At 57.5% G+C, this 25,673-nt stretch carries 29 protein-coding genes; 15 read left to right on the top strand and 14 right to left on the bottom strand.

The window, feature by feature from the left end:
* Positions 1 to 24 precede the first annotated feature (24 nt).
* From DX909_RS04035 to fucP, 3 genes are read right to left on the bottom strand one after another with little or no spacing between them, the layout of a single operon-like run.
* Positions 25 to 1,176 carry a serine hydrolase domain-containing protein gene (locus DX909_RS04035; RefSeq protein ID WP_229310939.1) on the bottom strand — a complete coding sequence of 384 codons (1,152 nt, stop codon included), beginning with the start codon at positions 1,174 to 1,176 and terminating at the stop codon, positions 25 to 27.
* 19 nt (positions 1,177 to 1,195) lie between these two features.
* Positions 1,196 to 2,053, bottom strand: coding sequence for a dienelactone hydrolase family protein (locus DX909_RS04040; protein WP_128543804.1), 858 nt, complete (start codon positions 2,051 to 2,053; stop codon positions 1,196 to 1,198).
* A 24-nt stretch (positions 2,054 to 2,077) separates the two neighbouring features.
* Positions 2,078 to 3,352 carry an L-fucose:H+ symporter permease gene (gene fucP / locus DX909_RS04045; protein ID WP_128543806.1) on the bottom strand — a complete coding sequence of 425 codons (1,275 nt, stop codon included), beginning with the start codon at positions 3,350 to 3,352 and terminating at the stop codon, positions 2,078 to 2,080.
* Positions 3,353 to 3,507: 155 nt separating this feature from the next.
* Between fucP and DX909_RS04050 the strand changes: the two genes are divergently transcribed.
* Complete coding sequence (locus tag DX909_RS04050) at positions 3,508 to 3,972, top strand: hypothetical protein (protein WP_128543808.1); 465 nt, start codon at positions 3,508 to 3,510, stop codon at positions 3,970 to 3,972.
* A gap of 11 nt (positions 3,973 to 3,983) precedes the next feature.
* Here the strand turns inward: DX909_RS04050 and DX909_RS04055 are convergent, their stop codons facing one another.
* The 4 genes from DX909_RS04055 to DX909_RS04070 all read right to left on the bottom strand — a co-directional run bounded on the left by DX909_RS04055 (position 3,984) and on the right by DX909_RS04070 (position 7,668).
* Positions 3,984 to 5,240 carry a DEAD/DEAH box helicase gene (locus DX909_RS04055; RefSeq protein WP_128543809.1) on the bottom strand — a complete coding sequence of 419 codons (1,257 nt, stop codon included), beginning with the start codon at positions 5,238 to 5,240 and terminating at the stop codon, positions 3,984 to 3,986.
* Between the two features lie 173 nt (positions 5,241 to 5,413).
* On the bottom strand, positions 5,414 to 6,337 hold the full coding sequence (locus DX909_RS04060; RefSeq protein WP_128543810.1) for a sugar phosphate isomerase/epimerase family protein: 924 nt from the start codon (positions 6,335 to 6,337) through the stop codon (positions 5,414 to 5,416).
* An 87-nt stretch (positions 6,338 to 6,424) separates the two neighbouring features.
* On the bottom strand, positions 6,425 to 6,700 hold the full coding sequence (locus DX909_RS04065) for an acylphosphatase (RefSeq protein WP_128543812.1): 276 nt from the start codon (positions 6,698 to 6,700) through the stop codon (positions 6,425 to 6,427).
* Between the two features lie 47 nt (positions 6,701 to 6,747).
* Positions 6,748 to 7,668 (bottom strand): EamA/RhaT family transporter, encoded by a 921-nt coding sequence (locus DX909_RS04070; RefSeq protein WP_128543814.1) that lies wholly within the window; start codon positions 7,666 to 7,668, stop codon positions 6,748 to 6,750.
* Positions 7,669 to 7,794: 126 nt separating this feature from the next.
* Here DX909_RS04070 and DX909_RS04075 point away from each other — a divergent pair, with 126 nt between their 5' ends.
* The 3 genes from DX909_RS04075 to DX909_RS04085 all read left to right on the top strand — a co-directional run bounded on the left by DX909_RS04075 (position 7,795) and on the right by DX909_RS04085 (position 9,949).
* Entirely contained in the window at positions 7,795 to 8,523 is a 729-nt protein-coding gene (locus DX909_RS04075) for a GAF domain-containing protein (protein WP_128543816.1), read from the top strand.
* A gap of 30 nt (positions 8,524 to 8,553) precedes the next feature.
* Positions 8,554 to 9,147, top strand: a complete 594-nt coding sequence (locus DX909_RS04080) for an SGNH/GDSL hydrolase family protein (RefSeq protein WP_128543818.1) — start codon at positions 8,554 to 8,556, stop codon at positions 9,145 to 9,147.
* Between the two features lie 73 nt (positions 9,148 to 9,220).
* Entirely contained in the window at positions 9,221 to 9,949 is a 729-nt protein-coding gene (locus DX909_RS04085; RefSeq protein WP_128543819.1) for an esterase family protein, read from the top strand.
* Between the two features lie 47 nt (positions 9,950 to 9,996).
* Here the strand turns inward: DX909_RS04085 and DX909_RS04090 are convergent, their stop codons facing one another.
* Positions 9,997 to 10,710, bottom strand: a complete 714-nt coding sequence (locus DX909_RS04090) for a fasciclin domain-containing protein (protein ID WP_229310940.1) — start codon at positions 10,708 to 10,710, stop codon at positions 9,997 to 9,999.
* Between the two features lie 227 nt (positions 10,711 to 10,937).
* Between DX909_RS04090 and DX909_RS04095 the strand changes: the two genes are divergently transcribed.
* From DX909_RS04095 to DX909_RS04105, 3 genes are all read left to right on the top strand, one after another.
* A complete protein-coding gene (locus tag DX909_RS04095; RefSeq protein WP_128543821.1) occupies positions 10,938 to 11,408 on the top strand; it encodes an FKBP-type peptidyl-prolyl cis-trans isomerase in 471 nt (156 codons plus the stop codon).
* A 121-nt stretch (positions 11,409 to 11,529) separates the two neighbouring features.
* Positions 11,530 to 12,123, top strand: coding sequence for a hypothetical protein (locus DX909_RS04100; protein ID WP_128543823.1), 594 nt, complete (start codon positions 11,530 to 11,532; stop codon positions 12,121 to 12,123).
* A gap of 119 nt (positions 12,124 to 12,242) precedes the next feature.
* Positions 12,243 to 12,875, top strand: coding sequence for a hypothetical protein (locus DX909_RS04105; protein ID WP_128543825.1), 633 nt, complete (start codon positions 12,243 to 12,245; stop codon positions 12,873 to 12,875).
* On the opposite strand, the gene DX909_RS04110 is transcribed toward DX909_RS04105, so the two are convergent.
* Together DX909_RS04110 and DX909_RS04115 are read right to left on the bottom strand one after the other, a co-directional pair.
* Entirely contained in the window at positions 12,859 to 13,602 is a 744-nt protein-coding gene (locus DX909_RS04110; RefSeq protein WP_128544275.1) for an EcsC family protein, read from the bottom strand. The two genes, DX909_RS04105 and DX909_RS04110, sit on opposite strands and share 17 nt — an antisense overlap.
* A 15-nt stretch (positions 13,603 to 13,617) precedes the next feature.
* Positions 13,618 to 15,054, bottom strand: a complete 1,437-nt coding sequence (locus DX909_RS04115; RefSeq protein WP_128543827.1) for a pectate lyase family protein — start codon at positions 15,052 to 15,054, stop codon at positions 13,618 to 13,620.
* Between the two features lie 94 nt (positions 15,055 to 15,148).
* Here DX909_RS04115 and DX909_RS04120 point away from each other — a divergent pair, with 94 nt between their 5' ends.
* Positions 15,149 to 15,829 (top strand): murein L,D-transpeptidase catalytic domain family protein, encoded by a 681-nt coding sequence (locus DX909_RS04120; RefSeq protein WP_128543829.1) that lies wholly within the window; start codon positions 15,149 to 15,151, stop codon positions 15,827 to 15,829.
* 84 nt (positions 15,830 to 15,913) lie between these two features.
* Here DX909_RS04120 and DX909_RS04125 read toward each other — a convergent pair whose 3' ends face one another.
* Together DX909_RS04125 and DX909_RS04130 are read right to left on the bottom strand one after the other, a co-directional pair.
* The gene (locus DX909_RS04125; protein ID WP_128543831.1) at positions 15,914 to 17,113 is read right to left on the bottom strand and encodes a L,D-transpeptidase family protein; all 1,200 of its coding nucleotides are present in this window, start codon (positions 17,111 to 17,113) and stop codon (positions 15,914 to 15,916) included.
* Positions 17,114 to 17,291: 178 nt separating this feature from the next.
* Positions 17,292 to 18,254: an MBL fold metallo-hydrolase gene (locus tag DX909_RS04130; RefSeq protein ID WP_128543833.1), complete on the bottom strand. Its 963-nt coding sequence runs from the start codon at positions 18,252 to 18,254 to the stop codon at positions 17,292 to 17,294.
* 166 nt (positions 18,255 to 18,420) lie between these two features.
* Between DX909_RS04130 and DX909_RS04135 the strand changes: the two genes are divergently transcribed.
* Both DX909_RS04135 and DX909_RS04140 read left to right on the top strand, forming a co-directional pair.
* Positions 18,421 to 18,798: a hypothetical protein gene (locus DX909_RS04135; RefSeq protein WP_128543834.1), complete on the top strand. Its 378-nt coding sequence runs from the start codon at positions 18,421 to 18,423 to the stop codon at positions 18,796 to 18,798.
* Positions 18,799 to 18,905: 107 nt separating this feature from the next.
* Positions 18,906 to 19,193 carry a hypothetical protein gene (locus tag DX909_RS04140; protein WP_128543836.1) on the top strand — a complete coding sequence of 96 codons (288 nt, stop codon included), beginning with the start codon at positions 18,906 to 18,908 and terminating at the stop codon, positions 19,191 to 19,193.
* 10 nt (positions 19,194 to 19,203) lie between these two features.
* On the opposite strand, the gene DX909_RS04145 is transcribed toward DX909_RS04140, so the two are convergent.
* A complete protein-coding gene (locus DX909_RS04145) occupies positions 19,204 to 19,962 on the bottom strand; it encodes a DeoR/GlpR family DNA-binding transcription regulator (RefSeq protein WP_128543838.1) in 759 nt (252 codons plus the stop codon).
* Between the two features lie 51 nt (positions 19,963 to 20,013).
* Between DX909_RS04145 and nudK the strand changes: the two genes are divergently transcribed.
* Positions 20,014 to 20,592: a GDP-mannose pyrophosphatase NudK gene (nudK, locus tag DX909_RS04150; protein WP_128543840.1), complete on the top strand. Its 579-nt coding sequence runs from the start codon at positions 20,014 to 20,016 to the stop codon at positions 20,590 to 20,592.
* Between the two features lie 100 nt (positions 20,593 to 20,692).
* On the top strand, positions 20,693 to 22,378 hold the full coding sequence (locus DX909_RS04155; protein WP_128543842.1) for a serine hydrolase: 1,686 nt from the start codon (positions 20,693 to 20,695) through the stop codon (positions 22,376 to 22,378).
* Between the two features lie 78 nt (positions 22,379 to 22,456).
* On the opposite strand, the gene DX909_RS04160 is transcribed toward DX909_RS04155, so the two are convergent.
* Positions 22,457 to 22,657: a hypothetical protein gene (locus DX909_RS04160; RefSeq protein WP_128543844.1), complete on the bottom strand. Its 201-nt coding sequence runs from the start codon at positions 22,655 to 22,657 to the stop codon at positions 22,457 to 22,459.
* A gap of 246 nt (positions 22,658 to 22,903) precedes the next feature.
* Between DX909_RS04160 and DX909_RS04165 the strand changes: the two genes are divergently transcribed.
* The 3 genes from DX909_RS04165 (at position 22,904) to DX909_RS04175 (ending at position 25,665) form a co-directional block, all read left to right on the top strand.
* On the top strand, positions 22,904 to 23,167 hold the full coding sequence (locus DX909_RS04165; RefSeq protein ID WP_128543846.1) for a hypothetical protein: 264 nt from the start codon (positions 22,904 to 22,906) through the stop codon (positions 23,165 to 23,167).
* Positions 23,168 to 23,247: 80 nt separating this feature from the next.
* On the top strand, positions 23,248 to 23,439 hold the full coding sequence (locus DX909_RS04170) for a cold-shock protein (protein ID WP_128543847.1): 192 nt from the start codon (positions 23,248 to 23,250) through the stop codon (positions 23,437 to 23,439).
* A 111-nt stretch (positions 23,440 to 23,550) separates the two neighbouring features.
* The gene (locus tag DX909_RS04175) at positions 23,551 to 25,665 is read left to right on the top strand and encodes a Tex family protein (protein WP_128543849.1); all 2,115 of its coding nucleotides are present in this window, start codon (positions 23,551 to 23,553) and stop codon (positions 25,663 to 25,665) included.
* Positions 25,666 to 25,673: the final 8 nt, after the last annotated feature.

Here is a 25,673-nt window from a genome sequence, read left to right on the forward strand (position 1 = left end):
CATCGGAACAGGTTATTGCGTTATTTACTTCAAAGCCGCTAGGACCCGCCGGATCAGCTCGTCGGGGCTGCCCTCATGCCAGCGCCAGACGATCACCAGGTCGTGTTCGGGATCGATCCAGATCAGGTTCGACCCGGCTCCGATGGCCGCAAAACTGCCGGCCGGGGCGCTGGGCCAGGCCTTTCGTTCGGTGTTCAGCCACCACAGGTAGCCGTAGTCGGGGCCGGCGGGGCCGCGCGTCACGGCTTCTTTCAGCCAGCCGGAGGAGACGATCTGCCGGTCGGCCCATCGCCCGTTGCGCAGGATAAGGTACCCGAACCGGGCCTCGTCGCGGGTGCTGATCCAGAGGCCTCCTCCCCACCGCGAGCCTCCGCTGACCGACGACATCCGCCGGCCGTCGATTTCCACCCGGGCGTTCGGATAGGTCACATACTGCCAGGTGTTCGACGCGCCGATGGGGTCCATGATCTCGTCTTTCAGGACGTTGGGCAGCGGCTTTTTCCAGAGTTCGAGCAGGGACAGCGCCAGCCGGTTGACCCGGACGTCGTTGTATTCGTAAAACGATCCGGGTTCCTGGAGCGGACGCGGTTTGCGTTCGCCCCGACCGAAGGCTTCCTTCCCGACAAAATCGTGTTTCTTACCCCAGAGTTCGCCTTCCCATTCGCTGGTCTGGCGGGCGTGGTGCTCCCAGGTCACCTTTCGGTTCTGCCCGGAGTCGTACCCGCCGTCGTGAATGTACCGGGCCACCGGGTCCTTCACGGTTTGGATCATGCCCCGGTCGATGGTGATTCCGAGAATCGTCGACAGGACGCTTTTCGCCACGCTGTAGGTCGGATCGGGCCGTTGGGTTTCTCCCCATTCGGCCACGATATAGCCATGGCGCAGAATCAGGCCGTTGGTGGCCGCCCGGTCGGACGGAATCGGACCGAGCAGGCTGCCGAAAATATCCTCTTGCGTCGAGAAGTCCCGGGGCATCTGCTTCGTTTCCTGCTGCCGGGCAAAGGCGACGGCCTCCTGTAGTTTAGTGTTGTCCATACCCACCTGGCCCGGCTTTCGCCGTTCCCAGGCATCTCCAGCCGCCGGAAAATAGGGTTGGGTAGCGGGCTGGGCAACCGGCTGGGCGGAAGCGAAAAACCCGACGAAAAGAAGGCCGGCAATCAGCCGAACGGCACGCATACGGTATTGAAATCTAAGGTTAAGCCAGATTCTTTTTGAAGAAATTGATGGTTCGCTCCCAGGCCAGTTTGGCGGCCGCTTCGTTGAAGCGCGTGGGGGCGGTGTCATTATGGAAAGCGTGCTGGGCGCCGTCGTACACGTAAAGTTCGTATTTCACACCGGCTTTTTTCAGCGCTTCCTCATAGGCCGGAATCCCGGCATTGATGCGCTCATCCATCCCGCCGTAATGCAGTTGAACCGCAGCCTTGATTTTCGGAACATCTGCAACGTCCGGCTGGCGTCCGTAAAACGGCACGGCGGCTTTCAGTTCGGGCGAATGCACCGCCAGCTGGTTGGCCATGGCCCCGCCCCAGCAGAACCCGACCGCTCCGAGTTTGCCGTTGCTGTTCGGGTGATTTTTCAGAAAATCCAGGGCTTTCAGGAAGTTCTGACGGGTTTTGTCCGCATCGAGTTTCCCGAACTGTTCGCGCATCTGGGTCTCGTCGGCCGGGGTGCCGCCCGTCGCGGAGAGGGCATCCGGAGCCACCGCCAGAAAACCGGCCAGGGCTACCCGGCGGGTGACGTCCTCGATGTGGGGATTCAGGCCCCGGTTTTCGTGGATCACCACCACGGCGCCGTGCTTCGCATTGTCTTTCGGCCGGGCCAGATACCCTTTCATGGCCGTATCCGTACCGGGGTAGGTGATGCGTTCGGTCACGATCCGGTCGTCCTGGCCGGAGATGGTTTCGGCATGGGCGTAATTCACTTCCAACATCGGAAGAATCGCCAGGGCCGCGGCCATGCCGCCGGTCATTTCGGCGAGCCGTTTCAGGAATACATCCCGTTTCAGGGGTTTGTGCGTGTATTCGTCGAAGAGGTTGATAATGCGCTGATCCATAAACGTATCGGTTTTAGGGTTTGGTTATTTCACCTTATACAGGCGGGCACCGAAGAGGAAAATGACAAGGTAACAAATGATCGGCAGGTAGTAGGCGGCCGCCACGTCGCGGTCGGCCACCAGGCCCATCACCGGCGGAAAGAGGGCGCCCCCGACCACCCCCATCACGATGAAGGAGGAAGCCTGCTGCGTATGCGGCCCCAGGCCCTTCAGCCCGAGACTGAAAATGGTGGGAAACATGATGCTGAAGAAGAAATTCAGCAGGATCAGGGCGACGAATGACGGCCAGCCGAGGTCCTGGGTGATAATCAGGCACATGGTAATGCTGCCGAGGGCAAAAGCCGCCAGCAGTCGGTTCGGGGCGATGAACCGCATCAGGAAAGTCCCGACGAAACGGCCCACCATCATCATCACCATGCTGAAAGCAAAGTAATAGGCGGCTTTTTCGGCCGTAAAATTCATTTTCTCGACGCCGTAATTGATAAAGAACGCCCAGGTGCCGCCCTGTGCGGCCACGTTGAAAAGCTGGGCGACGGCGGCCCAGATGAAATGGGTATGCTGGAAGAGGGATTTGGGCTGTTTCAGTACGGCCGGGTCGGTCGGGACCGCATAGGCGTCGGCTTCGGCCGGAACCGGATCCACGGCGTGGGCGTCCTGCACCGGGGGTACCTTCACGAAGGAGAAGGCCGCGGCTATGGCGATGATCAGCCCTCCGATGATGACATACAGCATCTTGACCGACTCCAGGTCGTTGGAGTGTTCCTGCCCGGCCCGGAGGATGAAATACCCGCCGATGACCGGTCCGATGACGGCTCCCAGCCCGTTAAAAGACTGGGCGAAATTGATGCGCTGGTCGCTCGTACGCTGGTCGCCGAGGCCCGCCACGAACGGGTGAGCAACGGTTTCCAGCGTCGCCAGCCCGCAGGCCAGAATGAACAGGGCAATGCGGAAGAAACCGAAAGAGGCCGCATTGGCCGCCGGAACGAACAGAAAAGCACCGAGGGCATAGAGGGTCAGGCCCAGCAAAACACCGTTTTTGTACCCGAACCGCTTCATGAACAGCCCGGCCGGAATTCCCATGACCGCATAGGCCCCGAAAATTGAAAACTGCACCAGGCCGGATTCCGCCTTGGAGACGTGAAGGACGCTTTGAAAATGCCGGTTCAGGACGTCGCCCATCGTGATGGCGATGCCCCAGAGCATAAACAGGGAGGTGACGAACACCAGGGTAAGGATGTACTTTTTCTCGGTGAAGGGAGCTTGGGTTGCAGAAGCTGCCTGGGTCGTCGGCTGCGCCATGAATGCTGGGTCAGGTTAAATGAAACTGGAAATTTCCCGAAGGTAACAGACCTCCGTTGTAAAATGAAATTCGGAACCGGTTCGGGCCTACCAAAGCCATTTTAACCGCAAATCAGTTTACCCATCATCAGGCTCAATCAAACCTGAACGAACGTATGGAAATTTCGGATGTCAATACCAAACCGGTTCAGTCGCTGGCCAGCGGGCTGGCCGGCGCCCTGGCCCTGACGCTGGTTCACGAAACGGCCCGGCGGTTTATCCCGGAAGCGCCCCGCGCCGACCTGCTGGGGATGCGCGCCATTGCAAAAATTATGGAGAGTGCCGGCCAGAAGCCGCCGGCCGACGACGAGCTGCATACCCTGGCACTGGCCGGTGACGTGGTTTCCAATGCCGCCTATTATAGTCTGGTCGGGCTGGCCCGCGATCAGGACACGCGGCTGGTCGGGTCCGCGCTGGGGGCGCTGGCGGGGCTGGGGGCGGTTCTTCTGCCGGGACCGATGGGACTGGGAAAGGCGCCCAGCGCCCGGACGCCCGCCACCGTCGCCATGACCATCGGATGGTATTTTATCGGCGGTCTGGCGGCCGGAAGTCTGCTGCATTGGTGGCGTAAACAGGCCTGAGTTCGTGCGGGTCAGGAACCCGCACGCTCCGTTCCTCCTCCCCCTTTGGTCCGACGGGCCGAGGGTCTTCTCCGGTTGTCGCGACGGTTTCGCTGGGGCTGCTGCTTGTCGCTCCGGGCCGGGTTGTACGACATGGTCTCTCCCAGCTGGGGAGGCAGCGTTACCTTCGTAACGGTCTGTCCGATCAGCTTTTCGATCATCGCAAACTTTCGGTGTTCGGTTTCGCCGATGAAGGTGTAGGCAATGCCGTCGGTTTCGGCGCGGGCCGTGCGGCCGATGCGGTGGACGTAATCCTCCCCGTCGTGGGGAACGTCGTAGTTGATGACGAGGTCGATGTTGTCGATGTCGATGCCCCGGGACAGAATGTCCGTGGCTACCAGAATCTTCAGCTGACGGCTCCGGAAGGCGCCCAGCACCCGCTCGCGCTCGGCCTGCTCCAGGTCGGAGTGGATGGCCTCGGCCAGAAAACCCGACTCCTTCAGCTCCCGGGCCAGATGCTTCACATTCTCCTTCCGCGAGCAGAAGACGAGAACGGACGGAAAGTTATGGGACTTCAGCAGGTGTTTGACGAGAGGCACCTTCTGCTTGTTATAGACCACGAAAGCTTCCTGCACGATCTTGGCCGGCGGTTTCGACAGCGAGAGGGTGATTTCTTCCGGCTGGTTCAGAATCTTACGGGCCAGCTCGCGGATCTTCGGCGGCATGGTGGCCGACAGCAGCAGGCTTTGCCGTTTGGTGGGCAGGAACGAGATGATCTTGATGATATCTCCGTAAAAACCCATGTCGAGCATCCGGTCGGCCTCGTCGAGGATCAGAAACTGGAGCCGGTCGATGTTGACGTACCCCATGTTGAGGTGGCTGATCATCCGGCCCGGCGTGCAGATCACGATGTCCGCACCGGACGAAAGGGCCTGTCGCTCCGTGCTGAAAGAGGCTCCGTCGCCCCCGCCGTAGACCGCAATGGAACTGACCGAGGTAAAGTAGGAGAACCCTTCCAGGTTCTGGGCGATCTGTATGGCCAGCTCCCGGGTCGGCACGATCACCAGCGCCTTAATGTGGTCATCGGGGTTGCCGGTGGTGATTTTCTGGAGGATGGGTAACAGATAGGAAGCCGTTTTCCCCGTTCCGGTCTGGGCCGATACGATCAGGTCTTTTCCGGCTAAAATAAGAGGTACGACTTGCTCTTGTACGGGCGTGGGCGTATCATAATTCATGGCGTCGATGCCGTCCATCAGGCGGTCACTGAAGCCAAAGTCTGAGAATTTCAAGCGGTTTTACTGTAGGTTATGTGATCAATCTGTCAATATAACACCATAAACCGGACAAATGCAAGTGTCCGGCCCGGGCACCGGCCTTTGTCCGGAATGCGGAATGGGCCGGAAGCCCAATTCGGAAGGTGGAATTCCCTCAAACCGGCCGGTTTCCGGAATGTGGAAGCGGTTTAGACCCCCTCTGCCAGTTTTTTCATTTTTTCGAGGCCGGTCTTCGCCACCGTCAGGGCGTCCTGGGCGTAATAGGTCTTGTTGAACAGCTCCAGCGAGAGGACGACGGTCTTTCCCGGGGTTTTGATGGTTTTCAGCGTCTCCCGGATCGGGGCCACCCCATCGCCCGGATAAACCCGGTCGGCATCCACGATGGTTTCGCGGGGCGGGTTGGTCGGGTAATCGTTCAGGTGGAAGATGTCCATCGCCGGCTTCCCGACAAACTGAAGGCTGGCCGGGCTGGAACCGCCTTTGTAGAGGTGGTAGATGTCCAGCAGGACGCGGGCGGAGGGATGGCCGCTCTCCAGCGCCACATACATGACCTCGCTGAGTTTGCTCAGGTTTTTGGAGAAACCCCACAATTCCAGCTGTGGCACCACGCCGGTCCGGTCGCCCAGTTCAAGGATGGCCCGGTACCGTTCGGCGGCTTTTTTCAGGTCCAGGCCGGCGCCCTGGGTGGCGCCCATGGGCGGGGCCGCGATCCGTTTGCAGCCGATCTGGGCCAGCAGTTCCATCTCCTGCTTCAGCTGGTCGAGTCCTTTGGTCCGGGCCGCGTCGTCGTCGACCACCCACTGGGCAAAGCCGATGGCGTCCTCCACGGTTAGACCCAGGTCTTTCAACCGGTTGCGGGCATCGGCGACGGTTCCGCCGTTCTTAAGGTATTCCTGCAGGGAATTGATCCAGATTTCGACCGAGCGAAAACCGGCTTTGGAGGCCGTTTCCAGCTCTTTAACAAAGCCCAGGTTCTGCCCCCGGATGGTGCTTACGTTCAGACAGTAGGTAAAGGCAGGTGGAGCGGCAGGGGCGGCAGCCATGGCGGTAGCGGGCAATAACGCGCTCCCGGCCGTAGCGCCGAGGGCCGCAAAAGATTGACGACGGTTCATGAAAATCAGGAATAGGAACGATTCAGGGCGTAAAATACGGATTTCCCGGAATTTGCCGTTCACTTTCGGCAAAATGCCCGGTTTCCGTCAGAATCTCTCGACTTCGAAACTTTCATATGCCTGAAGCGGAGCCTGGGCTACCTCCAGCCCGCTCACCTGCGCCCGGGGCGGTCCGATGCGGCACCAGTCGAGGAAGGTCTCCAGTTGATCGGACTCGCCTTCGACTTCGATCAGCACCGTACCGTCGAGTTCGTTCCGGACCCGGCCCGTCAGACCGAGTTCGAGCGCCGTCTGCCGGGTCGACTGCCGGAAAAAGACGCCCTGGACTTTTCCGAAAACGCGAATGGTCAGGTGTTTTTTCATGAAAGTAAAAACGTATAGATGTTAGCGTAAACGGTACACGGTTCGGCTCAGGGTTGCCCGCTATCCTGAAAAAGGCCGGCCAGCTCCTGCCAGGAAATCAGGCCGATGGCCAGTAGAGCCAGCACCAGCCCCACTTTATTGATCGGCAGCAGCTGCTCTCTGAACCAGATCCGGGCTACCAGGGCCGAACAGAGGATGACCCCAATGTTATAAAGCGGATACACGAAAGCACCGTTCCCGCCAAATTGCGACAGGGCCAGAATCAGGGTATAAAAACTGAGAAAATTGGGCACCCCCAGCGTCAGGGCGCCGATCAGATTCCGGCCTTCCAGCTTCTCCTTTCCCTGGATCAGCCGGATCAGAAGGAGCAGCAGGCCCGCCGAAATAGCCCCCAGGACCATGGTGAGCGTCACCACCAGCGTCCGGTCGCCGGACTGGATATACCGGATGTTCATGTAGTTGATCATCGTGTTCGTGATGCCGTACATGGCGAAAACGGCCAGCGGCAGCAGAAGGTCCGGACCGGAAACCCGGCCCGACCTCGCTTCCTCCTTTTTGAAGGTACTCAGGCCGACGGCCACCAGCGCCAGGATCAGGCCGGAATAGTTCAGCAGGTCGAACGCCTTTCCGCCGGTGCCGAAAACGAAGAGGCTGAACGTCACCGGAATGACGAGCGACATATTGTTGGCCAGGGACGTTGCCGTGATGCCCATCCGCTGGGTGGAGGCACCGGACAGCATGAAGGTGATGATGAAGCCCACCCCGAGGGCCAGGGCCAGCCAGGTCCAGGTCTGGCCGAAATCGATGGAAAACGACTGCCCGGCCGGCAGCAGCGCCAGTCCGGTCAGGAAACAGACGGGGTAATTGAAAACGATGGCCTGAAAGGTATTGACCCCGAAGCGGGGAAACAGGCGGAAATTCAGTAGGAGAAGAACGGATAACAGGACGCTCAACAGCAGAAACAGCATTATCGGGACAGGTTCGGGTGGCGGATTAATACTATTTTAATGAACGTCGGAAGGAGTTTAATTGACGTTTAATCAGGTGACTGCAACTTATTCCCATCTTTACAAAACCAAATATCTGCCTGCCGTATGAAAGCTGCTCCCCTGCCTGATAATGAACCCGAACGACTGAAAGCCTTACAGGATTACCACCTGCTGGACACACTCCCTGAAGAGGTTTTCGACGAAATTACCCGCATCGCCACCGAAATCTGCCGGACTCCGATCTCCCTCATCAGCCTGGTCGATGAAAACCGGCAGTGGTTCAAATCCAGACAGCGGCTGAAAGCCGAGGAAACTCCCCGCGACCAGTCCTTCTGCGCTCATGCCATCCTCGATCCCGACAAGGTGATGGTCGTGTCCGACGCCCGGCAGGACGAGCGGTTTTTCGACAACCCGCTGACCACGGGCTACCCCAACGTGGTTTTTTACGCCGGCGCCCCGCTGCTCGATTCCGAAGGCCACGCCCTGGGGTCACTCTGCGTCATCGACAACCGGCCCCGCACACTGACCGAAAACCAGCTACTTTCGCTCAAATCCCTCGCCAAACTGGTGATGGCGCATTTTGAGTTACGTAAAAAGCAAATGGAGCTGCTAAAGAAACAACAGGAACTGGACGAAGCCAACCGGATCAAAAATAATTTTAAGTTTTTCCTCATCAACCACCTGAATCCCACCCTCCGGACCATGGAGGATCAGATTGAAGGGCTTTTTTCGTCGGATCCGGCGCCGGAACAGATGGCCCGGGTCCGTTCCCTTAAAGAATCCGGGAATGAACTCAAAACCGCCGTCGAAAACCTGATGATTGAAAAACAATAATGTAGTTTTGTCCGATTTTTGACAGACTACATGATTTGGTACGAAGAAGAAGTTAAAGGCCTTGAATTGAAAATCAGGGAGCTGCCCGCCACGGCTCATCGGACGGTATTTTACGGCAGTTCCTCGATTCGGTTGTGGGAAACGCTGGCGCACGATTTTCCCGACCGGCACACCCTGAATCTCGGTTTCGGCGGTTCGACGCTGGCGGCCTGCAGCTGGTTTTACGAACGGCTGGTCCTTCCGGCACGGCCCCGGACCATCGTCTTCTACGCCGGCGACAACGATCTGGGCGACGGCCGCCATGCCGAAGAAGTATACCTGTTTTTCTGCGCGCTGATGGCCCGGGTGCAGCAGACCCTCCCCGACGTCCCGCTGACGTTCATGTCCATCAAACCCAGCCCCGCCCGCTGGAACATCATCGACCGGATCCGGTTCGCCAACTTCCTCATCCGGCAGAAAATCGAAGCTACGCCCGGCTTCCGGTTCATCGACGTTCATACCCCCATGCTCGATTCGCACGGCCGTCCCCGACGCGACCTGTTCGATACCGACGGTTTGCACCTGAGTCCCAGAGGGTACGCGCTCTGGAAGCAGGTCCTCGCTTCCAGCCCCGAAATTTTTTAACAATATTTTTAAACAGGCCTCATTCCGGACAGTTGAAAACTATGCAAATTGACCGGCGTTTGAACGAGTGACGATGCACCGCGAATACCAAAAATGGTTCAGCAAACCGCTGAACCGCCGAATGGAGCTGCTGGTTTTCGGTCATTCCGGGGCCCGGGTGCTTGTTTTTCCGACCCGGAAGGGGCGCTTCTTCGATTTTGAGAATTTCGGGATGGTCGAGGCCCTCCGGGAAAAGCTGGATCAGGGGTTCATTCAGTTGTTCTGCGTGGACAGTGTAGACGCCGAGGGGCTGTACAGCCGCCAGGTTCCGCCGGAAAAGCGGATCCAGCGGCACATTCAGTACGAAAAGTACATTCTGGAGGAAGTGCTTCCGTTCACCCGCCATGCCAACCCGCAGCCCTTCATGATTTCGATGGGGTGCAGTTTCGGAGCCTATCATGCGGTCAACCTGGCGCTCCGGCATCCCGAGTTTTTCGGTAAGGTAGTGGCTCTCAGCGGCCGGTACGACCTGTCGACGCCGGTCGGGGAATTTCGGGGGCTGTTCGACGGATACTATGACGAAACGATCTACTACCATACCCCAACCCATTTTCTGCCTAAACTGAACGACGACCGCATTCTACAGCTGCTGCGCCGGATGGAGTTCACCATCGCCATCGGCCGGGAAGACCCTTTCCTTGAAAACAACATCGCTTTCTGCCAGGTCCTGAGCGAGAAAAAAATACCGCACGATCTGTATATCTGGGAAGGCCGCGCTCACAAGGCCGAATACTGGCAGAAGATGGTACAGTTGTATCTATAGCAAAGAAAAAGGCCGGATTTACCGGCCTTTTTCGTCTGAAAGTCAGGTTATTTTCCGGCGGCCGGCAGAAAAACCGTATCGACGGAATGGATAACCCCGTTGGTGGCTTCGATGTCGGCCCGGTTGACGGTGGCCGTATTTCCCTGAGCGTCGGTCAGTGTAACCGTTTCCCCCTGCTTGCTGACGGTGAGTGTGCCGCCCGCGAGGGTTTTCAGTTTCTGACCGTCCTGCAGCTGGTCGGCCGTCAGGTTGCCTTTGACGACGTGATTGGCGAGCAGCCGGATGAGCTTACCCTTGTTGGCGGGCTGCATCAGCGGGTCGAGCGTTTCGGAACCGATTTTCCGGAAGGCTTCGTTGGTCGGCGCAAAGACTGTGAAAGGGCCTTTTCCGGCGGCCTGTTCGGTTAGGCCGGAAACCCGCAACGCCCGGAACAGCATGGTGTGATCGGCAGACCGGGCGGCACTCAGCGCCAGGTCACGACCGGTCGAACCGCCCGGTAGCATACCGCCCCGCGATTCACGGCCCCGGCCCATGTCGCCGTAGGCGTTACCGGCGCTCTGGGTCGAGACGGAGGTGTTGCTGGGGGGCATCACCGTCGTATTGGCGCTGGTTCCGGTGCTGTTGGAACCGGTCGCACCGGTTTGCGGGGCGGTGCCGGTCCGAAGGGTCGAATCGGGACTGGTCTGGGCAACGGCCTCCTGCTGCATTCCTACCCAAACGCCGACGGCCAGCGCGGCTGCGATTACTGCTTTTCTTTGCATCTTAGACAGAATTTAGTGAAACAAAAACGTTGAGAAACAAAATACCTTCCGAGTAAACACAGAAGCCTCCCGGGATGTTATTTCCCTGATCATAGGGTCAACGGACGTTGGCCGGCAATATTTTGTCGGTCTTTTTTCGTGGGAAGTAAACTTATCGTAGGTCGGGGAGCCCCATTTGCTTCCTACCCCAAATGATGTAACCTTTGTTCTTTACTAATTCGTTTGTTATGGAAATTACGAAACACAAAGTGGCCGGGATCCACTACACCCTTCGTGACAATGAAGGCAATGTGCTGGACTCCAGCGAAGGGCGGGAGCCGCTCTACTACCTGCACGGCGAAGGTAACCTGATCCCCGGGATGGAAAACGGCCTGGAAGGGAAATCCGAAGGCGATAAATTTCAGCTGAAGATCACTCCGGAAGAAGGGTATGGGGTCCGGGATAACGAGATGATCCAGGAGGTACCCATCAGTGCCTTCGGAGGGCAGCCGGTGAAGGTCGGTATGCAGTTCCATACCAATCAGGGCCATGTCGTGACGGTCACCAAAGTCGGTCTGGAGCAGGTCACCATCGACGCCAACCACCCCCTTGCCGGGAAGGAACTCAACTTCGACGTGGAAGTGGTGGAAGTCCGCGACGCCACGGTTGAAGAAGTAGCCCACGGCCATGTTCATGGCGAGGGCGGACACGACCATTGATCCGGCCGGTCTCCAGTAGGTGGTAGGCAGGTCCCGGGAGACTCCCTGTCCCGGAATGCCCACTGCCTACCTGGGGCTGCCTGCCGACGCTTTCCTGCTGCCATCTAAACCTTTCTCTTTTATGAAACTCCTCCTCCCTCTGGCTTTTGCCGGTCTGCTGACCGTCAGGGCTGCGGCTCAATCCGCCGTTGCCACCCCGGAACTTCAGATTCAGACCGCCCTCCTGGCCGCACCGGCCGACAAACGGGCCGACGCCACGGTGTACGGATACACGGCCAAACAGGAAATGGTCGTATTACGAAAAGGCTCCAACGACTTCGTGTGCCTGGCCGACGATCCGGCCCAGAAAGGCTTCAGCGTCTCCTGCTACCACAAATCCCTCGAACCTTTCATGGCCCGCGGCCGGGAACTGAAGAAAGAAGGCAAAACCACCCAGCAAATCATGGAAATCCGGGAGCAGGAGGAAAAGGCCGGTAAATGGAAAATGCCGAAACAGCCTTCCACCCTCTTCGTGTATTCCGCTCCGGATTCCAGCTACAATGCCACGACCGGCTCCGTCCGGAACGGCTATCTGCGGTACGTGGTCTATATCCCCTACGCCACGGCCGAAACCACCGGCCTGCCTTTGAAACCCGAAATGCCCGGGATGCCCTGGCTGATGGACCCCGGTACGCACCGCGCCCACATCATGATCAACCCGCCCGCCGGGAAATAGCCGGCCCGGTTTCTTAAAGGATTCGCCCGCTTGCTCAATATCAAGGCGTTGTCTTGATATTGAGCAGAGACTTCCATAGGTTCGGAATCACCCGAACCTTTTTCTTTTTCTGCTGAATCATGAAAAAAACGACGTTTCCCGCACCCTTCGTTTACCGGATCGGCGCTTTCCTGATGCTGAGTCTGGTGGTGGTTTCCTGCCTGGAGGATCACGAAGGCCCCGACCCGGCCTCGGCCTGCATCATGTCGACGGGTGCTCCCCGGCCCTACCCCTGTGAGTTCGTGCTGGAAAAACTGATCATCCTCAACAAGGACGGAACGACGATGGATGAGGTGACGTCCACGGACGGGATTCTGAACCTCGACCGCACCCAGGCCAAGCTGGTTTTTGAGGAAACCATGTTCTCCTATTTGAAGGTGGACGTCAAGGCGGTGATCAAACGGGTGGCCAATCCGTCGTTCACCTCTCCCGATAATTACCGGTTTATTTCTACCTCGGTGCTGGAGGCTCTTACCTCCGATACGCAGACGACCATCGCCGGCCCGGTTCCGGTCACGGCCGCCGTCGGCAGTTCGGTGGAGGTGCCGTTCGAGTGGCAGTTCAACTATCAGTTCTCCGGAGGAATCCGGACGCTGTTTGCTCCCCCCCGCGTTTTTTACATTCAGAACGTGGCCACGTTTCCGATGGTCGGCGGCACCATCAAGGTCCGCGACAAAGCGGAAGCCTACCTGAACTTTACGGTGACTCTTTAAGGGCGCGGCTTTCGGCCCAGCGCATTCGGTAGGCGTTCATGGCGGTTTTGCCGAGGGCGTCGATCATCCGGTAATTGACCACCAGCCCCACGGCCGCTCCGATGCCCGGAATCAGCTGGGCCATTTTGGCGAGGTCGATGTAGTCGCGGTATTCCTGCTGAAACGTCCGCCAGTCGAACTGGTGAATGTCGTCGGGAAGTTCCTGGCTGCGGGCCTGCCAGTGGGTCATCAGGAGATACACCTCCCGACGGCGTTCCTGGCTGGAGAAGGCCAGCTGAAAGATGTGCATGATGTAGAGCCGTTCCCGGTAGTCGTTCACCGAATAGCCGTAGAGGGAAGCGATCTCAAACAGAAGTTTCATCTTCAGGGCCAGAAACAGCGGGAAGTCGGCCAGGCCGAGCAGCAGGCCGGCCGCCCCGGTCAGCCCGCCTTCGGCGGCTCCGGCGGTTTTGTAAAAATCGATCCGGGCCCGGACCCGGTCTTCCCGTTCCTCCAGGCTGAGAGGCCCTTCCACCGGCAGGCGAGTGAGAAATTCGGCGCCGAACAGCACCGCCCGGGTCATCTGTTTGATGGTGGCCGTAATGGCCTGATGGAATTTTTCGGGAATGATCCGGTTCATTCGGGTCTGCAGGGCTTTGGAAAGCCGGTTGACGGCAGACGGTCGGCGCAGCATGCGCTGCCGCCAGGTGCTCAGTTCGCGGAGGACGGCTTCTTCGTACGGGGGAATGGGGGTGGTCATGGGTTATCGGGGTTGTCGGCGGTAGTTGTGACGCACTCCGCTTCCGATTCTGGCGTGATTCGACACCTGATTATACCCCTCAAACGTGGAATTGTCAACTGTCGTATTGAAAGTGTCCATGCTCAGCTGAATGGCGGTCCGGCTGGTGTCGGTCGTGACGAACTGGCTGCCGGCGGTGATCCGGCTGTTTTTGATTCTTGCTCCGATGATGCTGCTGTTGTAAAACCGGGTGTTTTTCACCAGCAGTTCGGTCTGGTGGCCGTTGTAGTAGCGCAGGTTGCCGCCCCGCAACGTGGCCCCTTCGAGGGTAACCCGCCGGGAGCCGGTATTTTCGTAGCTGACCAGCACATCCCGGTCGAACTCGCAGCCCGCCCCGATCACGGTTTCCTCTTCCGTATAAAAACCGCCGGCATAATTGCAGAATGCGTTCCGGGCCAGGGTGGCGCTGGTTTTCGCGTTGGTCAGGGTGACGGGGCCGGTGAAGGACAATACGCCGTCGGTTTCGGCGTTTTCAAGGCCCTTCCCACAGCCTTTGGCCATAAAACCCGCCACCCTCACCCGATACCGGTGATTGATCCCCCGGACGGCATGGACGCAGTTTTCGGCGGTACCGTTCCGGATGTCGGCCTTGACGCGTTCGGAGATGCCGAAGCCGTTGGTGAAGCCGACCGCCCGGCAGTTCAGCCAGGTCACCTGATGGTCCGAATCGGTCTGCTCTCCTTCCGACCAGAAACCGGCGAAGGGGCTGATGCCTCTGGTCTGGCGGGCCACGCAGTCGGCAAAGATGGTTCCGGGGGCATTGTCACTGTCGAAGGCGTCGGCGGCACAGTCGGTGACGGTGCAGGATTCGAACCGGGTGTTGCGGGCATAGTCTCCGGCGATGAAGGGGGATTTGCCCCCGGCGTCGTGGTAACGCTTCTGGCCCGACGCCCGGCAGTTCCGGAAGCCGTTGGCCGACGACGGTCCTTCTCCCCCATTGAACAACAGCCCCGACACGACGAACGAAGCGGCATCGGCATTGCGGACGCTGACGCGGTCTCCCCAGCAGTTGGTGCAGCCGCCGAAATAAATTCCTCCTTCGATCGGGCTTCGGTCGCAGTCGATGGTCAGGTCCCGAACGGTGACATTCCGTTTGCGGTTGGCCAGGAAAGCGTACCCCCGCTGGGTATTCCGGACAATGACGGTCCGGTCCAGGCCCGCGCCCCGGATCGTGATGCCTGATGCGGTAATCTCGACCGGTCCCTGAAGGAAGCGCCCGGCCGGGTAGGTCAGGACGCCCCCACCCTGCTTCCTCAGGTAGTCGATGGCCCGCCGGGCCGCTGAAGTAAAGTCGGTTTCTCCGGATTTCTTATATTGCAGAATGGAAACCGTCGGGAGGGCCCATGCGCCCGAAATACCGAGGCCGAAAAACAGCAGTAATCCGGAAATTTTCTGTGCCATTGTAAAAAAACAAGAATTAAACTGAATTTTTCCTGAACAACTGACGTTTACTATCTACATCCAAGTTATTTTCTGACGAGTAAACCAACGTTTTATGAAAAAAGCGCTGTTGATCTTCTTTGCACTTTTACCAGTCAGTCTTGCCAGTGTAGGAACCACTCCCGAAAAATCCTCTCACGTATTTGTCGATCCGAAAACGTCCTGGTTAACCATTTATGATGAACTCGGTCTGGAAGCCACGGGCCTTCGGAAAGACGTTTATGAATATGCCCTCCGGGGATTGCTTAAAAATTCATTTTCAAAATCGGTCCTGAGCATCGTCGACCTGAGCCAGCCTTCCAGCAACAAACGGCTTTACGTGATCGACCTGGCGACTCATAAACTGCTGTTCCATACGTACGTGGCCCACGGCCGCAATTCCGGCCAGTTGATGGCCAACAGCTTTTCCAATACGAATTCTTCCTATAAATCGAGCCTCGGTTTTTACCAGACCCTCGGTACCTATCAGGGTAAACACGGCCTTTCGCTTCAGCTGAAAGGACTGGAGAAGGGTTTTAACGATAACGCTTTCGACCGGGCCATCGTGATGCACGGCGCCGATTATGTCTGTGAGGATATTATCAAACAGACCGGCCGGCTAGGTCGCAGCCAGGGCTGCCCCGCGGTTCCGAATGCGTTGAGCAAATCCATCATTCAGGCCATCAAAGGGGGTTCCTGCCTCTTTATCTATTCTCCCTACGAAGAATACCTGAAAAAATCGAGCTTTCTGATTTAAACGGGCTTTCGTCCTGAATCAGAACGACGCTCCCCCGGATCATTTCCGGGGGAGCGTCGCCGTTTTCAGGGGTATCGAACCAGATCAGCTGTCCAGTCCGTAAACGTCTTTATAAACCCGCAACTTTCCCTGAGAATCGATGTCCGCCCGGTTATAGACTACGAAGACCGGGAACGGTTTGGGAAGGGAGAGCGTCTGCGGTTTCTGGTCGATCAGGCAACGGTCCATGAAACCCTGATCCAGCACCTGTTTTCCCATCAGGTAATTGGCCAGTTCGACCGGCTTCTGCACCCGCATACAACCGTGGCTCCGCCAGCGGTCGCTGGTCTGGGTGAACAGATCGCGGGCGTTCGTATCGTGCAGGTAGATGGCTCCCGGCCCCGTCAGGTTGAATTTCACCAGCCCCAGGGAATTGCTGCAGCCGGAAGCCTGCCGGAATCGGTAGGTAAAATTCTCCGGGGTCATGCTCGCCCAGTCGATGGAGTAAGGATCGACCACCTGTTCCTTTTCATCCAGGACCTCCAGGTTCTGGCTTTCCAGAAAATCGATATTTCTCTGCACCTTGGGCAGAATTTCGTCAACGGCTATGCTCTTCGGAACGTTCCAGTACGGATAGGTAATAATGTCCGTCAGGTAGGTCGTAAAGAAAGGCGTCCGGGAGTCTTTCTTCCCGGCGATTACCTGCATCGGCAGCAGGCATTTTCCGGTACGGTCGTAGATGTTCAGTTCAGCGGCCGGAATGTTGACGACCAGAAATTTTTCGTACCCGAACCGGTTCAGATACCGGTAAAAATTCAGCGTTTGCCGGATCAGATGCAGCGTATCGCTGGACGGGTTGTTCCGCAGCTGGTGGTAGCTGTTCACCAGGGCCGGATACATGCCGAAGACCGGCGTCTTTCTCAGGGAGTCGAGCGCCGACCGGCCTTCATCCTTTTTCAGCATGGCGATGGCCCAGGTCGTATCGACCTTTTCCGGCAGCTTGGAATAAGAGATACGGGAAGGCTTCTGTCCAAACCGCAGTTCGAGCAGCAGATCGGTAAATTTTTCGCCGAATTCCTTCTTCGTATCCGACGCCAGGAACGCGTACCGGGTGGTATCGATCCCGACCGAGTCGGCGGCCCGACAAAGCTGCCGCATCACCTTTTCCGCCTGGCTGCGGTCCCAGCCCGTGGTAGTCACTTCATTTTTATCGAACCAGCCGAATTGCCGTCCCGCGAGCCAGACGGCAAGGCCAAGCACGGCGATGCATACGCCAATTATCAGGATTTTACGATTTTCGTTCATGATTCCTTTTTCATGTAGTTATTGACCCACATTCATTGGTAAAACAACCAAATTAGGCCGGGTGTTTCACCGTTGTGGGTTTTCGGACAGGTACTTACTGGGAGTCAATGGCTTAAAAACAAAGGCTCCCTATCGAACAGCACGATAGGGAGCCGGAATACAAAGAGCTGAATCCGGATCAGTCCCGGCGACGGCCCCCGAAAAGGTACATGACCGTCCCGACGATCAGGCCGATCCCGACGGCCCGGGCCACATGATAGGAAACTGGAGACGGCATATCCACGATGCCTTCTTCATCGGTGTGGGCCGGTTGTTTTGCGTACCGGCCGCCCTCAGGCACCTCCCGGCTGTCGAAGTGAGCCACCAGGTCGTCGAGCATCTGGGGCAGTTGAATACCCCGGATGGCTTTCCCATGACCCGTACCGGCGGAAGTCGGGTTCAGAGCCGCCAGCGCCTGGATCGACCGTTTCGCGGCCTGCCAGTCGATGGTGAAATACGCCGGCGGTCCGTGCAGTTCTTCCTTCTGGGTCATGACCGAAAAGGCCGAATTCTGGTTGGTGGCGGTGAAGGCGTCACCGGCAAGAAGCACCCGGTCGCCCTCGCGGAAGAAGGAGACATGGCCGGGCGCATGGCCGGGTGTATGAATCCAGCGCCAGCCGTTCAGTTCAGGCACCGATCCGTCTTCCGGCAGCGGCCGGACCCGATCCCCGAAGTCGTACGGACCCGTCGGGAACATCCAGGACATATAGGCCATGGCTCCTCCTCCGACGGCCGGGTCCGGGGGCGGATAGTTGGATTTGCCACGGAGGTAAGGCATTTCGAGCGGGTGTGCGTAAATCGGCACGTCGGTCCATTCCTTGAGCAGCGGTTCCAGCGCTCCCACGTGGTCGAAGTGGCCGTGGGTCAGCAGGATGGCCTTCGGCGGGTTATTTTCCCCGAACAGTTCGGCGGCTTTCTGCCGAATCGAACCGGCTCCCAGCGAAAGCCCGGCATCCACCAGGACCCAGGGACTACCGGGTCGGGGTTCCCCAACAAAAAAGACATTGACAAAAATAATTTTCATTCCGGCCACGTCCGAAGCGACCGAATAGGCCTCCAGTTCTCCGTCCGTCTTCGGCTTGGCAGTCGTCTGCGTTTCCATGCCCCACAATGGTTTGGTTTCAGGGTTCAACACCGCCGGGCCAGGATTGTTGGTTTTAGTTATTTACCGTTTCAAACAGCAAAAACTACCATTCAGATAATAACCCGTTCGTGAAATGGACCGGCCGGGACAACTTTGTGCCGATGAACGAACAACAACTACTACCATGAACTTCTTAACTACTGCACAAAAAAGCCTTCTGACCCGGCTGGGTCTGCACTCCCTCTGCGCGGCCCTGATCCTTTCCACGGCCGTTTCCTGCAAAAAGGAAAACGACGTCGAACCCAACCAGGGGAAAGTGGTTTTCTGGACGCAGAACTCTGCCGTCACGAAAATCAAGGTGGATTGTTATGTGGACGGCGAACTGATCGGCACGCTCAGCAAGATCTCTTCTTCCAAGCCCTCCTGCGACGCGGCCGGCCTGCCCATCGCCAAAGTCGATGCGGGCGAGCACGTGCTGGAATTCCGGGCGGCCAACGGCCAGAGCTTCGAGGAAAGCTTTGAGGTGGAAGCCGGTAAATGCACGGATTTCGAACTTTATTGATTCGGTCCTCACCATAAAAAATTTGAAGGGGTCGGCGTTTTCGCTGACCCCTTTTCGTTATTCTGGCACCAAAAATGTAACTTTGAGGATTGAAACCACCGTTCCGAATGAACCTTCAGAAGTTGACCAAATATACTCCGATGCTGCATGAATTACGGGCTTCCTGGGGTATGTTGCAGGCCGGAAAATACCTCCTGGCCGAATCGGTTCAGAATCCCTCCAAATACCCCGACTTTTTTGCCTACGAAAAGGACATTGCCGAACTGAAGCGGATCGAGCAGAAACTGGACCGCCTGTACGACGAGATCAAGGCGACTGAACTTCTGCACGAAGCCGCCGTCCTGACGGGCAACTTTCAGGAATATTCGAGAAAGCGCAACAACCGCAAATCCTGACCCCCGGCCGTCATTCCCCATTGACCACCCGGAGCCCCTTCTGCCGGTAAAGCGCCAGTACGGCCGGTTCAGCCTGATCGTCGGTGACCAGCACCTGGACCAGACCGATCGGGGCAAACTGGACGTATTTATCCTTTTCCAGCTTCGAAGAGTCGCAGAGCAGGTAGGTACAGCGGGCGTGCCGGGCCATCGCCAGCGTCATCCCGGCTTCAATTTCGCTGTGGGCACTGAGTCCGTTCTCCGCCGAAATACCGTCCACGCCCAGAAAAGCCCGGTCGGCCCGGTACCGGGACACGTGTTCGTCGGCCATCAGCCCATGCACGGCCTGCCGTTCCTTATCCACCTCCCCTCCTGCCAGATTGACCGTTACTTCCGAGTTCATCAGCTCGTTGGCAACCGGTAAGGAATTGGTCACCACCCGAATGCGCCGGTTTCGGATAAACTGGCACAGCCGAAAAACCGTACTGCCGCAGTCCATGAAAATCACCTCGCCATCCTGAATCTCCCGGGCCGCCAGCCGGCAGATGTAGTCCTTTCGTTCGGCATTGGCGGCCGCCTTATTTTCGAACCGTACCGGACCGGTCGCCAGGCTTACGCTCATGGCTCCGCCGTGGGTCCGGTAAATCAGACCGTCGCCGGCCAGCAGACTCAGATCCCGGCGGACCGTGATCTCCGAGGTCTGAAGCAGGTCGGCCAGTTCCCGCACATCCACTGACCCTTTCGCTTCTACCGTTTGTAAAATCAACCGCTTGCGGTTTGGGAATCTCATGCAAATGGTATTTATTTGTTCAATATTAATCAAAAACGATCAAAAATAATCATGAATCCACGCATTCAGGTTCTGAAGGAAGAAATTTTATCCGACAACTGGTACATTTTGCGAAAGGTGACCTTTAACTACCGCCGGAAAAACGGGACATGGGAAATGCAGTCGCGGGAGGCCTATGATCGCGGCAACGGAGCCACCATCCTGCTCCACAATCCGGAAAAGAACACCGTCATCCTGACCCGCCAGTTTCGCCTGCCGACGTATGTAAACGGCAACGGCAACGGCATGCTGATCGAAACCTGTGCCGGACTGCTGGACAATGAAAACCCGGAGGAGGCCATTCGCCGGGAGACGGAGGAGGAAACCGGTTTCGTGATTCATACCATCCGGAAGGTATTCGAAGCCTACATGAGTCCCGGATCGGTGACGGAAAAACTGTACTTCTTCCTGGCCGAATACTCGGATCATACCGAAAAACGAAACGGCGGAGGGATCGAGGAAGAGGAAATCGAGGTGCTCGAAATACCGCTTGCCGAAGCGATGAGCATGATTGAAGAAGGCCGTATTGCCGACGGCAAAACCATTATGCTGCTTCAGCATCTGGCCCTTCGGCAGCTCCAGACGGTCTGACTCCCCGGGATTCGGGAATAAAGTGGCAGCGACGGCGGCCGGGATGCAACCCGACCGCCGGTTTTTTTATCTTTGACCGGACTCCTTCCAACCCCGGCCCATGAAAACCCGACTCCTTGCCATCCTCACCCTGCTATTCCTCCTGTATTTCCCGGTATTGACCCGCGCCCAGAATCCGGCCCCGCCGGAGATCGACCGGCTGGTGAGGCAGTTGATGGATAGTGCCGGCGTGCCGGGTTTATCCCTGGCCCTCATCCGCGACGGAAAACCAACTTACAGCCAGGCTTACGGGCTGGTGAAAAGCGATTCGACGCAGAAAGTAAGCCGATCGACGATCTTTGAAGCGGCTTCCCTGAGCAAGCCGGTATTTGCCTTCGCCGTGCTTCAACTGGTGGAGGAAGGCCGGCTGGACCTCGACAAACCGCTGGCCGACTACCTGCCGTATCCCGACGTCGCTTCGGACGAACGGTACCGAAAAATCACGGCCCGCATGGTGCTCAGCCACCGCACCGGTTTTCCGAACTGGCGCGGCTCCCGCCCGCTGACCGTCAAAAATGATCCGGGAACCAAATTCGGGTATTCCGGGGAAGGCTTCGTCTATCTCCAGAAAGTCGTTGAAAAGATCACGGGCCGGCCGATCAATGCCCTCATGACAGAGCGGGTTTTCAAACCGCTGGGGATGGCACGGAGCAGCTACCTCTGGCGTGCCGACTTCGAGCCGGATTTTGCCCGGCCGCACAACCAGTTCGGCTTTCCGTTCACGAAGGGCAAACCGGAAAATGCCAACATGGCGTATTCCCTGCAAACCACCGCCGACGATTATGCCCGTTTCCTGTCCGAAATCCTGAATCCGACCCACCTGAAACAACCGACTATCCAGGCGATGCTGAATCCGGAAACCCGGCTTCCCGTCCGGTTCAACCGGGATACGACCCTTTCCGAATCACTGTTCTGGGGGCTGGGCTTCGGGCTGGAGAAAACGCCGGCCGGCGATTATTTCTGGCACTGGGGCGACAATGGTACCTTCCGCTGCTTCGTGGCCGCCGATCGGGGGAGAAAAAATGCCGTGGTTTACCTTACCAACAGCGCCGGCGGGCTAAGTTTCATTAACGAGCTGACCACCGCCCTGATCGGAGGCCCGCACCCGGCGGCCGGTTTTCTGGGATACGATTCCTACCGGGACCCGGTCGGCCTGTTCGCGCGGAGGCTTCAGACCGGAAGCGTTCAGGAAGCCCTGAACGCGTTGACGGGCCAGCCCGGAAAACCGGCCCTTGATGAAAACCACTTTTTTTCCATCGGGAATCAGTTCCTGGAGGCAGGCCAGTTTGAAAAAGCCCTGGAAATTTTCCGTTATAATGCGGATACCCACCCGGCTTCGGCCAATGCCCGGTATGGATATGGAGTGGCGCTGCTTCTGAGCGGACAGCGGGAGGAAGCCGTCCGGCAGGTGCAGAAAGCCGTTTCGATGAAGCCGGCCGTTGGAAAGTCCACGCAGATCCTGGCGGGTCTGGACAGGCTGAAACAACCGGCCGGAGGGACCCGGCTGGTGCTGAAAGGGTTTCCCGACGCCCGGCTGGTGACACTGGCCGGCAGTTTTAACGGCTGGGACAATCTCCATACGTTTTTCGAGAAAGCGGGAGGAGAATGGGTTTGCCATCTGGATCTGAAGCCCGGAACCTACCCGTATAAAATAGTAGTCGACGGTAACTGGATCACCGATCCCGGGAACCTTTCGACCGAAAAAGACGACCAGGGGAACGTCAACTCCCTGCTGACGGTAAAATAAGACGACCCCGGCTTCGATAGTGGTTAACCGGAGCCGGGGTCTTACAAATGTACGGGGATAGCGGAATCGTTACAGCGTTCAATAGGGTTTGAGCATCGCGTTACGGCGAATGATCAACGGCAGGCCACTCAGGTAAAATTCATCGATGGGTTGTGAGGAAAGCCGGCGGAAGCGGTCTTCCAGTACTTTGATATCCAGGCGTTCAGATTCAGTCTGTCCGGTTTTATAAAGTTCATCTCCCATCAGGCAGGAAATCATAAAAAAGCGGTCGTAGGTCATTTGGATAGGAACTGGTTTGGTGTCTTTCTTATGACTACAAAATTCCTCTAAAGTCATTAAATCGGGATGTAAACAAGATTAACCGGTCATTAAATGGGTCCGGAAGGCCGTTCCATCATATTAAATTCCTGTTAAAACCGTGCCAAACTTATGGTTTTCCGCTAAAAAAAAACGGAGTAATCAAAAGCACAATCAATTCTGAAGAATCGGTGTTATTCTACCGTCAGCAAACTATCCATCCGTCGAATGAACACGCTCGCCGACCCGTTTACCGAAATGCTGAAATCGCTTTCCGCCCTTCGGAAATACGTCAAAATCTTTTATTTCAGCGATTTACACGAACTGTTTTCCGTCACCTCCCTCATTAAGACGTACCACGAGGATGCGCAGGGTGACAGCATCTCCCTGGCGTCCGGTGAAACGATTCCGGTAAGCCGCCTGGTCAATGTAGACGGGGTGTATCCGCCGGACAAGGAAGACTACGCCGAATGCCTTGCCTGCCGTATTTAGGGGAACCTTCGCAGAAAAAACAATATTAATTTGGTAGGGAGAGGACAAATCCCGTTATTTACAGAAATTTAAACAAGTCAATGCAAACAGGAGTAGTTAAATTCTTTAATGAAACCAAAGGATACGGTTTCATTAAGCCGGACGCGCCGGGTGAAGACATTTTCGTTCATTCAACTGGCCTTGTGGATCAGATCCGCGAAAACGACAAAGTAAAATTTGAAGTAGAACGCGGACGCAAAGGTCTCAACGCAGTCAACGTAGAATTGGTATAATCGCAAGATATATCGTTTTCTTCAGACGAAAGAACATGCCTCCCGGCATGTTTTTTTTTGCCCAAAATCTTCATTCCTGCTTATTTGCGGCTTTATTTCGCGAACCGCTTCATGAATCCACCCCTTGAACAACGCGTAGCCGGACTGCTCAGTCTCAACGTCCGGCAGGTCGCCAATACTATCCAGCTGCTCGAAGGCGGGGCGACAGTCCCGTTTATTGCCCGCTACCGCAAGGAAGTCACCGGCCAGCTGGACGAAGTTCAGATTGCCGCCGTCCGGGACACCCACCAGAAACTGGTCGAACTCGACAAACGCCGGGAAGCCATCCTGAAATCCATCGACGAGCAGGGTAAACTCACCGAAGAACTCCGCCGTAAAATCGAAGACGCCGGCTCACAGACCGAACTCGAAGACTTCTACCTGCCCTATAAGCCGAAACGGAAAACCCGGGCCACGACCGCCATCGAAAAAGGGCTGGAGCCGTTGGCCCGGCTGATCTACCTCCAGAGAGAACCCGAGGTGGAGCGGAAAGCGCGGACGTTCCTCAACGACCAGATAGCCTCCGTGGAGGAAGCCCTGCAGGGTGCCCGGGACATTATCGCCGAATGGATCAGCGAAGACGCCGACGCCCGGCAGCGCGTCCGAACCCTCTTCGAACGGGAAGCCCTCATCCGGTCGGTAGTGAAGAAGGGGAGGGAAACCGAAGGCGCTAAATACCGTGACTATTTCGACTTTGCCGAACCGCTGCGCCGGGTTCCCTCCCACCGCCTGCTGGCCCTCCGCCGGGGCGAATCGGAAGGCATTCTGTCGGTCGGCATCGCCCCCGACGAATCGGCCGCCCTGGAACGTCTGGAACGGCAGTTTCTGCGCGGGGTGCCGGAAGCCCGGGAACAGGTTGCCCTGGCGCTGAAAGACAGCTATAAACGACTGATCCGGCCGTCGATCGAAACGGAATTCGAACATCTGTCGAAACGGAAAGCCGACGAGGAAGCCATCCGGATTTTTGCCGATAACCTTCGTCAGCTGCTGCTGTCACCCCCGCTCGGTCAGCAGCGGGTGCTGGCCATCGACCCGGGTTACCGAACCGGCTGCAAGGTGGTCTGCCTCGACGCCCAGGGCAGCCTCCTGACCAATGACGTCATCTACCCCGAAAGCAAACGCCAGCCGGCGGAACAAACCCTGCTGAGTCTGGTTTCCCGATACCGGATCGAAGCCATTGCCGTCGGCAACGGGACGGCCGGGCGGGAAACGGAAGCCTTCGTCCGCAGCCTGAATTTCGGCCGGACGGTGCCGGTATTCATGGTCAGTGAGCAGGGCGCTTCGGTCTATTCGGCTTCCGAGGTGGCCCGGGAAGAATTTCCGACCCAGGACGTCACGGTGCGGGGGGCGGTGTCGATCGGGCGCCGGTTGATGGACCCCCTGGCCGAGCTGGTCAAGATCGACCCGAAATCCATCGGAGTAGGACAGTATCAGCATGACGTCGAACAGAACGACCTCAAAAACAGCCTCGATCAGGTGGTGGAAAGCTGCGTGAACCAGGTCGGGGTTTCACTCAATACGGCCAGCAGCCACCTGCTGCGCTATGTGTCCGGGCTGGGCCCTCAGCTGGCTCAGAACATCGTGGATTTCCGAGCCCGGAACGGCCCCTTCAAATCCCGCGACCAGCTGAAAAAGGTGGCCCGGCTGGGACCGAAGGCCTTCGAACAATGCGCCGGTTTCCTCCGAATCGATCAGGCCGCCAACCCGCTGGACAACAGTGCGGTCCACCCGGAAAGTTACCCGGTGGTCGAGCGAATGGCCAGAGACCTGCAATGCACCGTCGGAGACCTCATTAAAAAACCGGAGCTTCGAAAGCAGATTCGACCCGAACAGTACGTTACGGAAACAACGGGCCTGCCCACCCTCCGCGACATTCTGGCCGAACTGGAAAAACCCGGCCGGGATCCCCGCGAACCTCTGGCGGTATTCGAATACGACGACCGGGTCAAAAAGCCGGAAGACCTGCACGAGGGTATGGTGCTGCCCGGGGTGGTTACCAACATTACGGCTTTCGGCGCTTTTGTGGACATCGGGGTCAAGCAGGACGGTCTGGTACATGTTTCCCAGCTGTCGCACCAGTACGTCACCGACCCGAGGCTGGTGGTGAAGGTGCATCAGAAAGTGACCGTTAAGGTTCTGGAGGTGGATTTGCAGCGGAAGCGCATTGCATTAACGATGAAAATTTGATAGGTTGT

Origin of the sequence: Larkinella soli, from assembly GCF_003703975.1 — a bacterium.
Taxonomy (GTDB): domain Bacteria; phylum Bacteroidota; class Bacteroidia; order Cytophagales; family Spirosomataceae; genus Larkinella; species Larkinella soli.

Excerpts from the sequence above, each read along its gene's own strand:
- DX909_RS04035 (WP_229310939.1), bottom strand. The coding sequence starts at position 1,176 with ATGCGTGCCGTTCGGCTGATTGCCGGCCTTCTTTTCGTCGGGTTTTTC.
- DX909_RS04040 (WP_128543804.1), bottom strand. The coding sequence starts at position 2,053 with ATGGATCAGCGCATTATCAACCTCTTCGACGAATACACGCACAAACCC.
- fucP (WP_128543806.1), bottom strand. The coding sequence starts at position 3,352 with ATGGCGCAGCCGACGACCCAGGCAGCTTCTGCAACCCAAGCTCCCTTC.
- DX909_RS04050 (WP_128543808.1), top strand. The coding sequence starts at position 3,508 with ATGGAAATTTCGGATGTCAATACCAAACCGGTTCAGTCGCTGGCCAGC.
- DX909_RS04060 (WP_128543810.1), bottom strand. The coding sequence starts at position 6,337 with ATGAACCGTCGTCAATCTTTTGCGGCCCTCGGCGCTACGGCCGGGAGC.
- DX909_RS04065 (WP_128543812.1), bottom strand. The coding sequence starts at position 6,700 with ATGAAAAAACACCTGACCATTCGCGTTTTCGGAAAAGTCCAGGGCGTC.
- DX909_RS04070 (WP_128543814.1), bottom strand. The coding sequence starts at position 7,668 with ATGCTGTTTCTGCTGTTGAGCGTCCTGTTATCCGTTCTTCTCCTACTG.
- DX909_RS04075 (WP_128543816.1), top strand. The coding sequence starts at position 7,795 with ATGAAAGCTGCTCCCCTGCCTGATAATGAACCCGAACGACTGAAAGCC.
- DX909_RS04080 (WP_128543818.1), top strand. The coding sequence starts at position 8,554 with ATGATTTGGTACGAAGAAGAAGTTAAAGGCCTTGAATTGAAAATCAGG.
- DX909_RS04085 (WP_128543819.1), top strand. The coding sequence starts at position 9,221 with ATGCACCGCGAATACCAAAAATGGTTCAGCAAACCGCTGAACCGCCGA.
- DX909_RS04090 (WP_229310940.1), bottom strand. The coding sequence starts at position 10,710 with ATGCAAAGAAAAGCAGTAATCGCAGCCGCGCTGGCCGTCGGCGTTTGG.
- DX909_RS04095 (WP_128543821.1), top strand. The coding sequence starts at position 10,938 with ATGGAAATTACGAAACACAAAGTGGCCGGGATCCACTACACCCTTCGT.
- DX909_RS04100 (WP_128543823.1), top strand. The coding sequence starts at position 11,530 with ATGAAACTCCTCCTCCCTCTGGCTTTTGCCGGTCTGCTGACCGTCAGG.
- DX909_RS04105 (WP_128543825.1), top strand. The coding sequence starts at position 12,243 with ATGAAAAAAACGACGTTTCCCGCACCCTTCGTTTACCGGATCGGCGCT.
- DX909_RS04115 (WP_128543827.1), bottom strand. The coding sequence starts at position 15,054 with ATGGCACAGAAAATTTCCGGATTACTGCTGTTTTTCGGCCTCGGTATT.
- DX909_RS04120 (WP_128543829.1), top strand. The coding sequence starts at position 15,149 with ATGAAAAAAGCGCTGTTGATCTTCTTTGCACTTTTACCAGTCAGTCTT.
- DX909_RS04125 (WP_128543831.1), bottom strand. The coding sequence starts at position 17,113 with ATGAACGAAAATCGTAAAATCCTGATAATTGGCGTATGCATCGCCGTG.
- DX909_RS04130 (WP_128543833.1), bottom strand. The coding sequence starts at position 18,254 with ATGGAAACGCAGACGACTGCCAAGCCGAAGACGGACGGAGAACTGGAG.
- DX909_RS04135 (WP_128543834.1), top strand. The coding sequence starts at position 18,421 with ATGAACTTCTTAACTACTGCACAAAAAAGCCTTCTGACCCGGCTGGGT.
- DX909_RS04140 (WP_128543836.1), top strand. The coding sequence starts at position 18,906 with ATGAACCTTCAGAAGTTGACCAAATATACTCCGATGCTGCATGAATTA.
- DX909_RS04145 (WP_128543838.1), bottom strand. The coding sequence starts at position 19,962 with ATGAGATTCCCAAACCGCAAGCGGTTGATTTTACAAACGGTAGAAGCG.
- nudK (WP_128543840.1), top strand. The coding sequence starts at position 20,014 with ATGAATCCACGCATTCAGGTTCTGAAGGAAGAAATTTTATCCGACAAC.
- DX909_RS04155 (WP_128543842.1), top strand. The coding sequence starts at position 20,693 with ATGAAAACCCGACTCCTTGCCATCCTCACCCTGCTATTCCTCCTGTAT.
- DX909_RS04160 (WP_128543844.1), bottom strand. The coding sequence starts at position 22,657 with ATGACCTACGACCGCTTTTTTATGATTTCCTGCCTGATGGGAGATGAA.
- DX909_RS04165 (WP_128543846.1), top strand. The coding sequence starts at position 22,904 with ATGAACACGCTCGCCGACCCGTTTACCGAAATGCTGAAATCGCTTTCC.
- DX909_RS04170 (WP_128543847.1), top strand. The coding sequence starts at position 23,248 with ATGCAAACAGGAGTAGTTAAATTCTTTAATGAAACCAAAGGATACGGT.
- DX909_RS04175 (WP_128543849.1), top strand. The coding sequence starts at position 23,551 with ATGAATCCACCCCTTGAACAACGCGTAGCCGGACTGCTCAGTCTCAAC.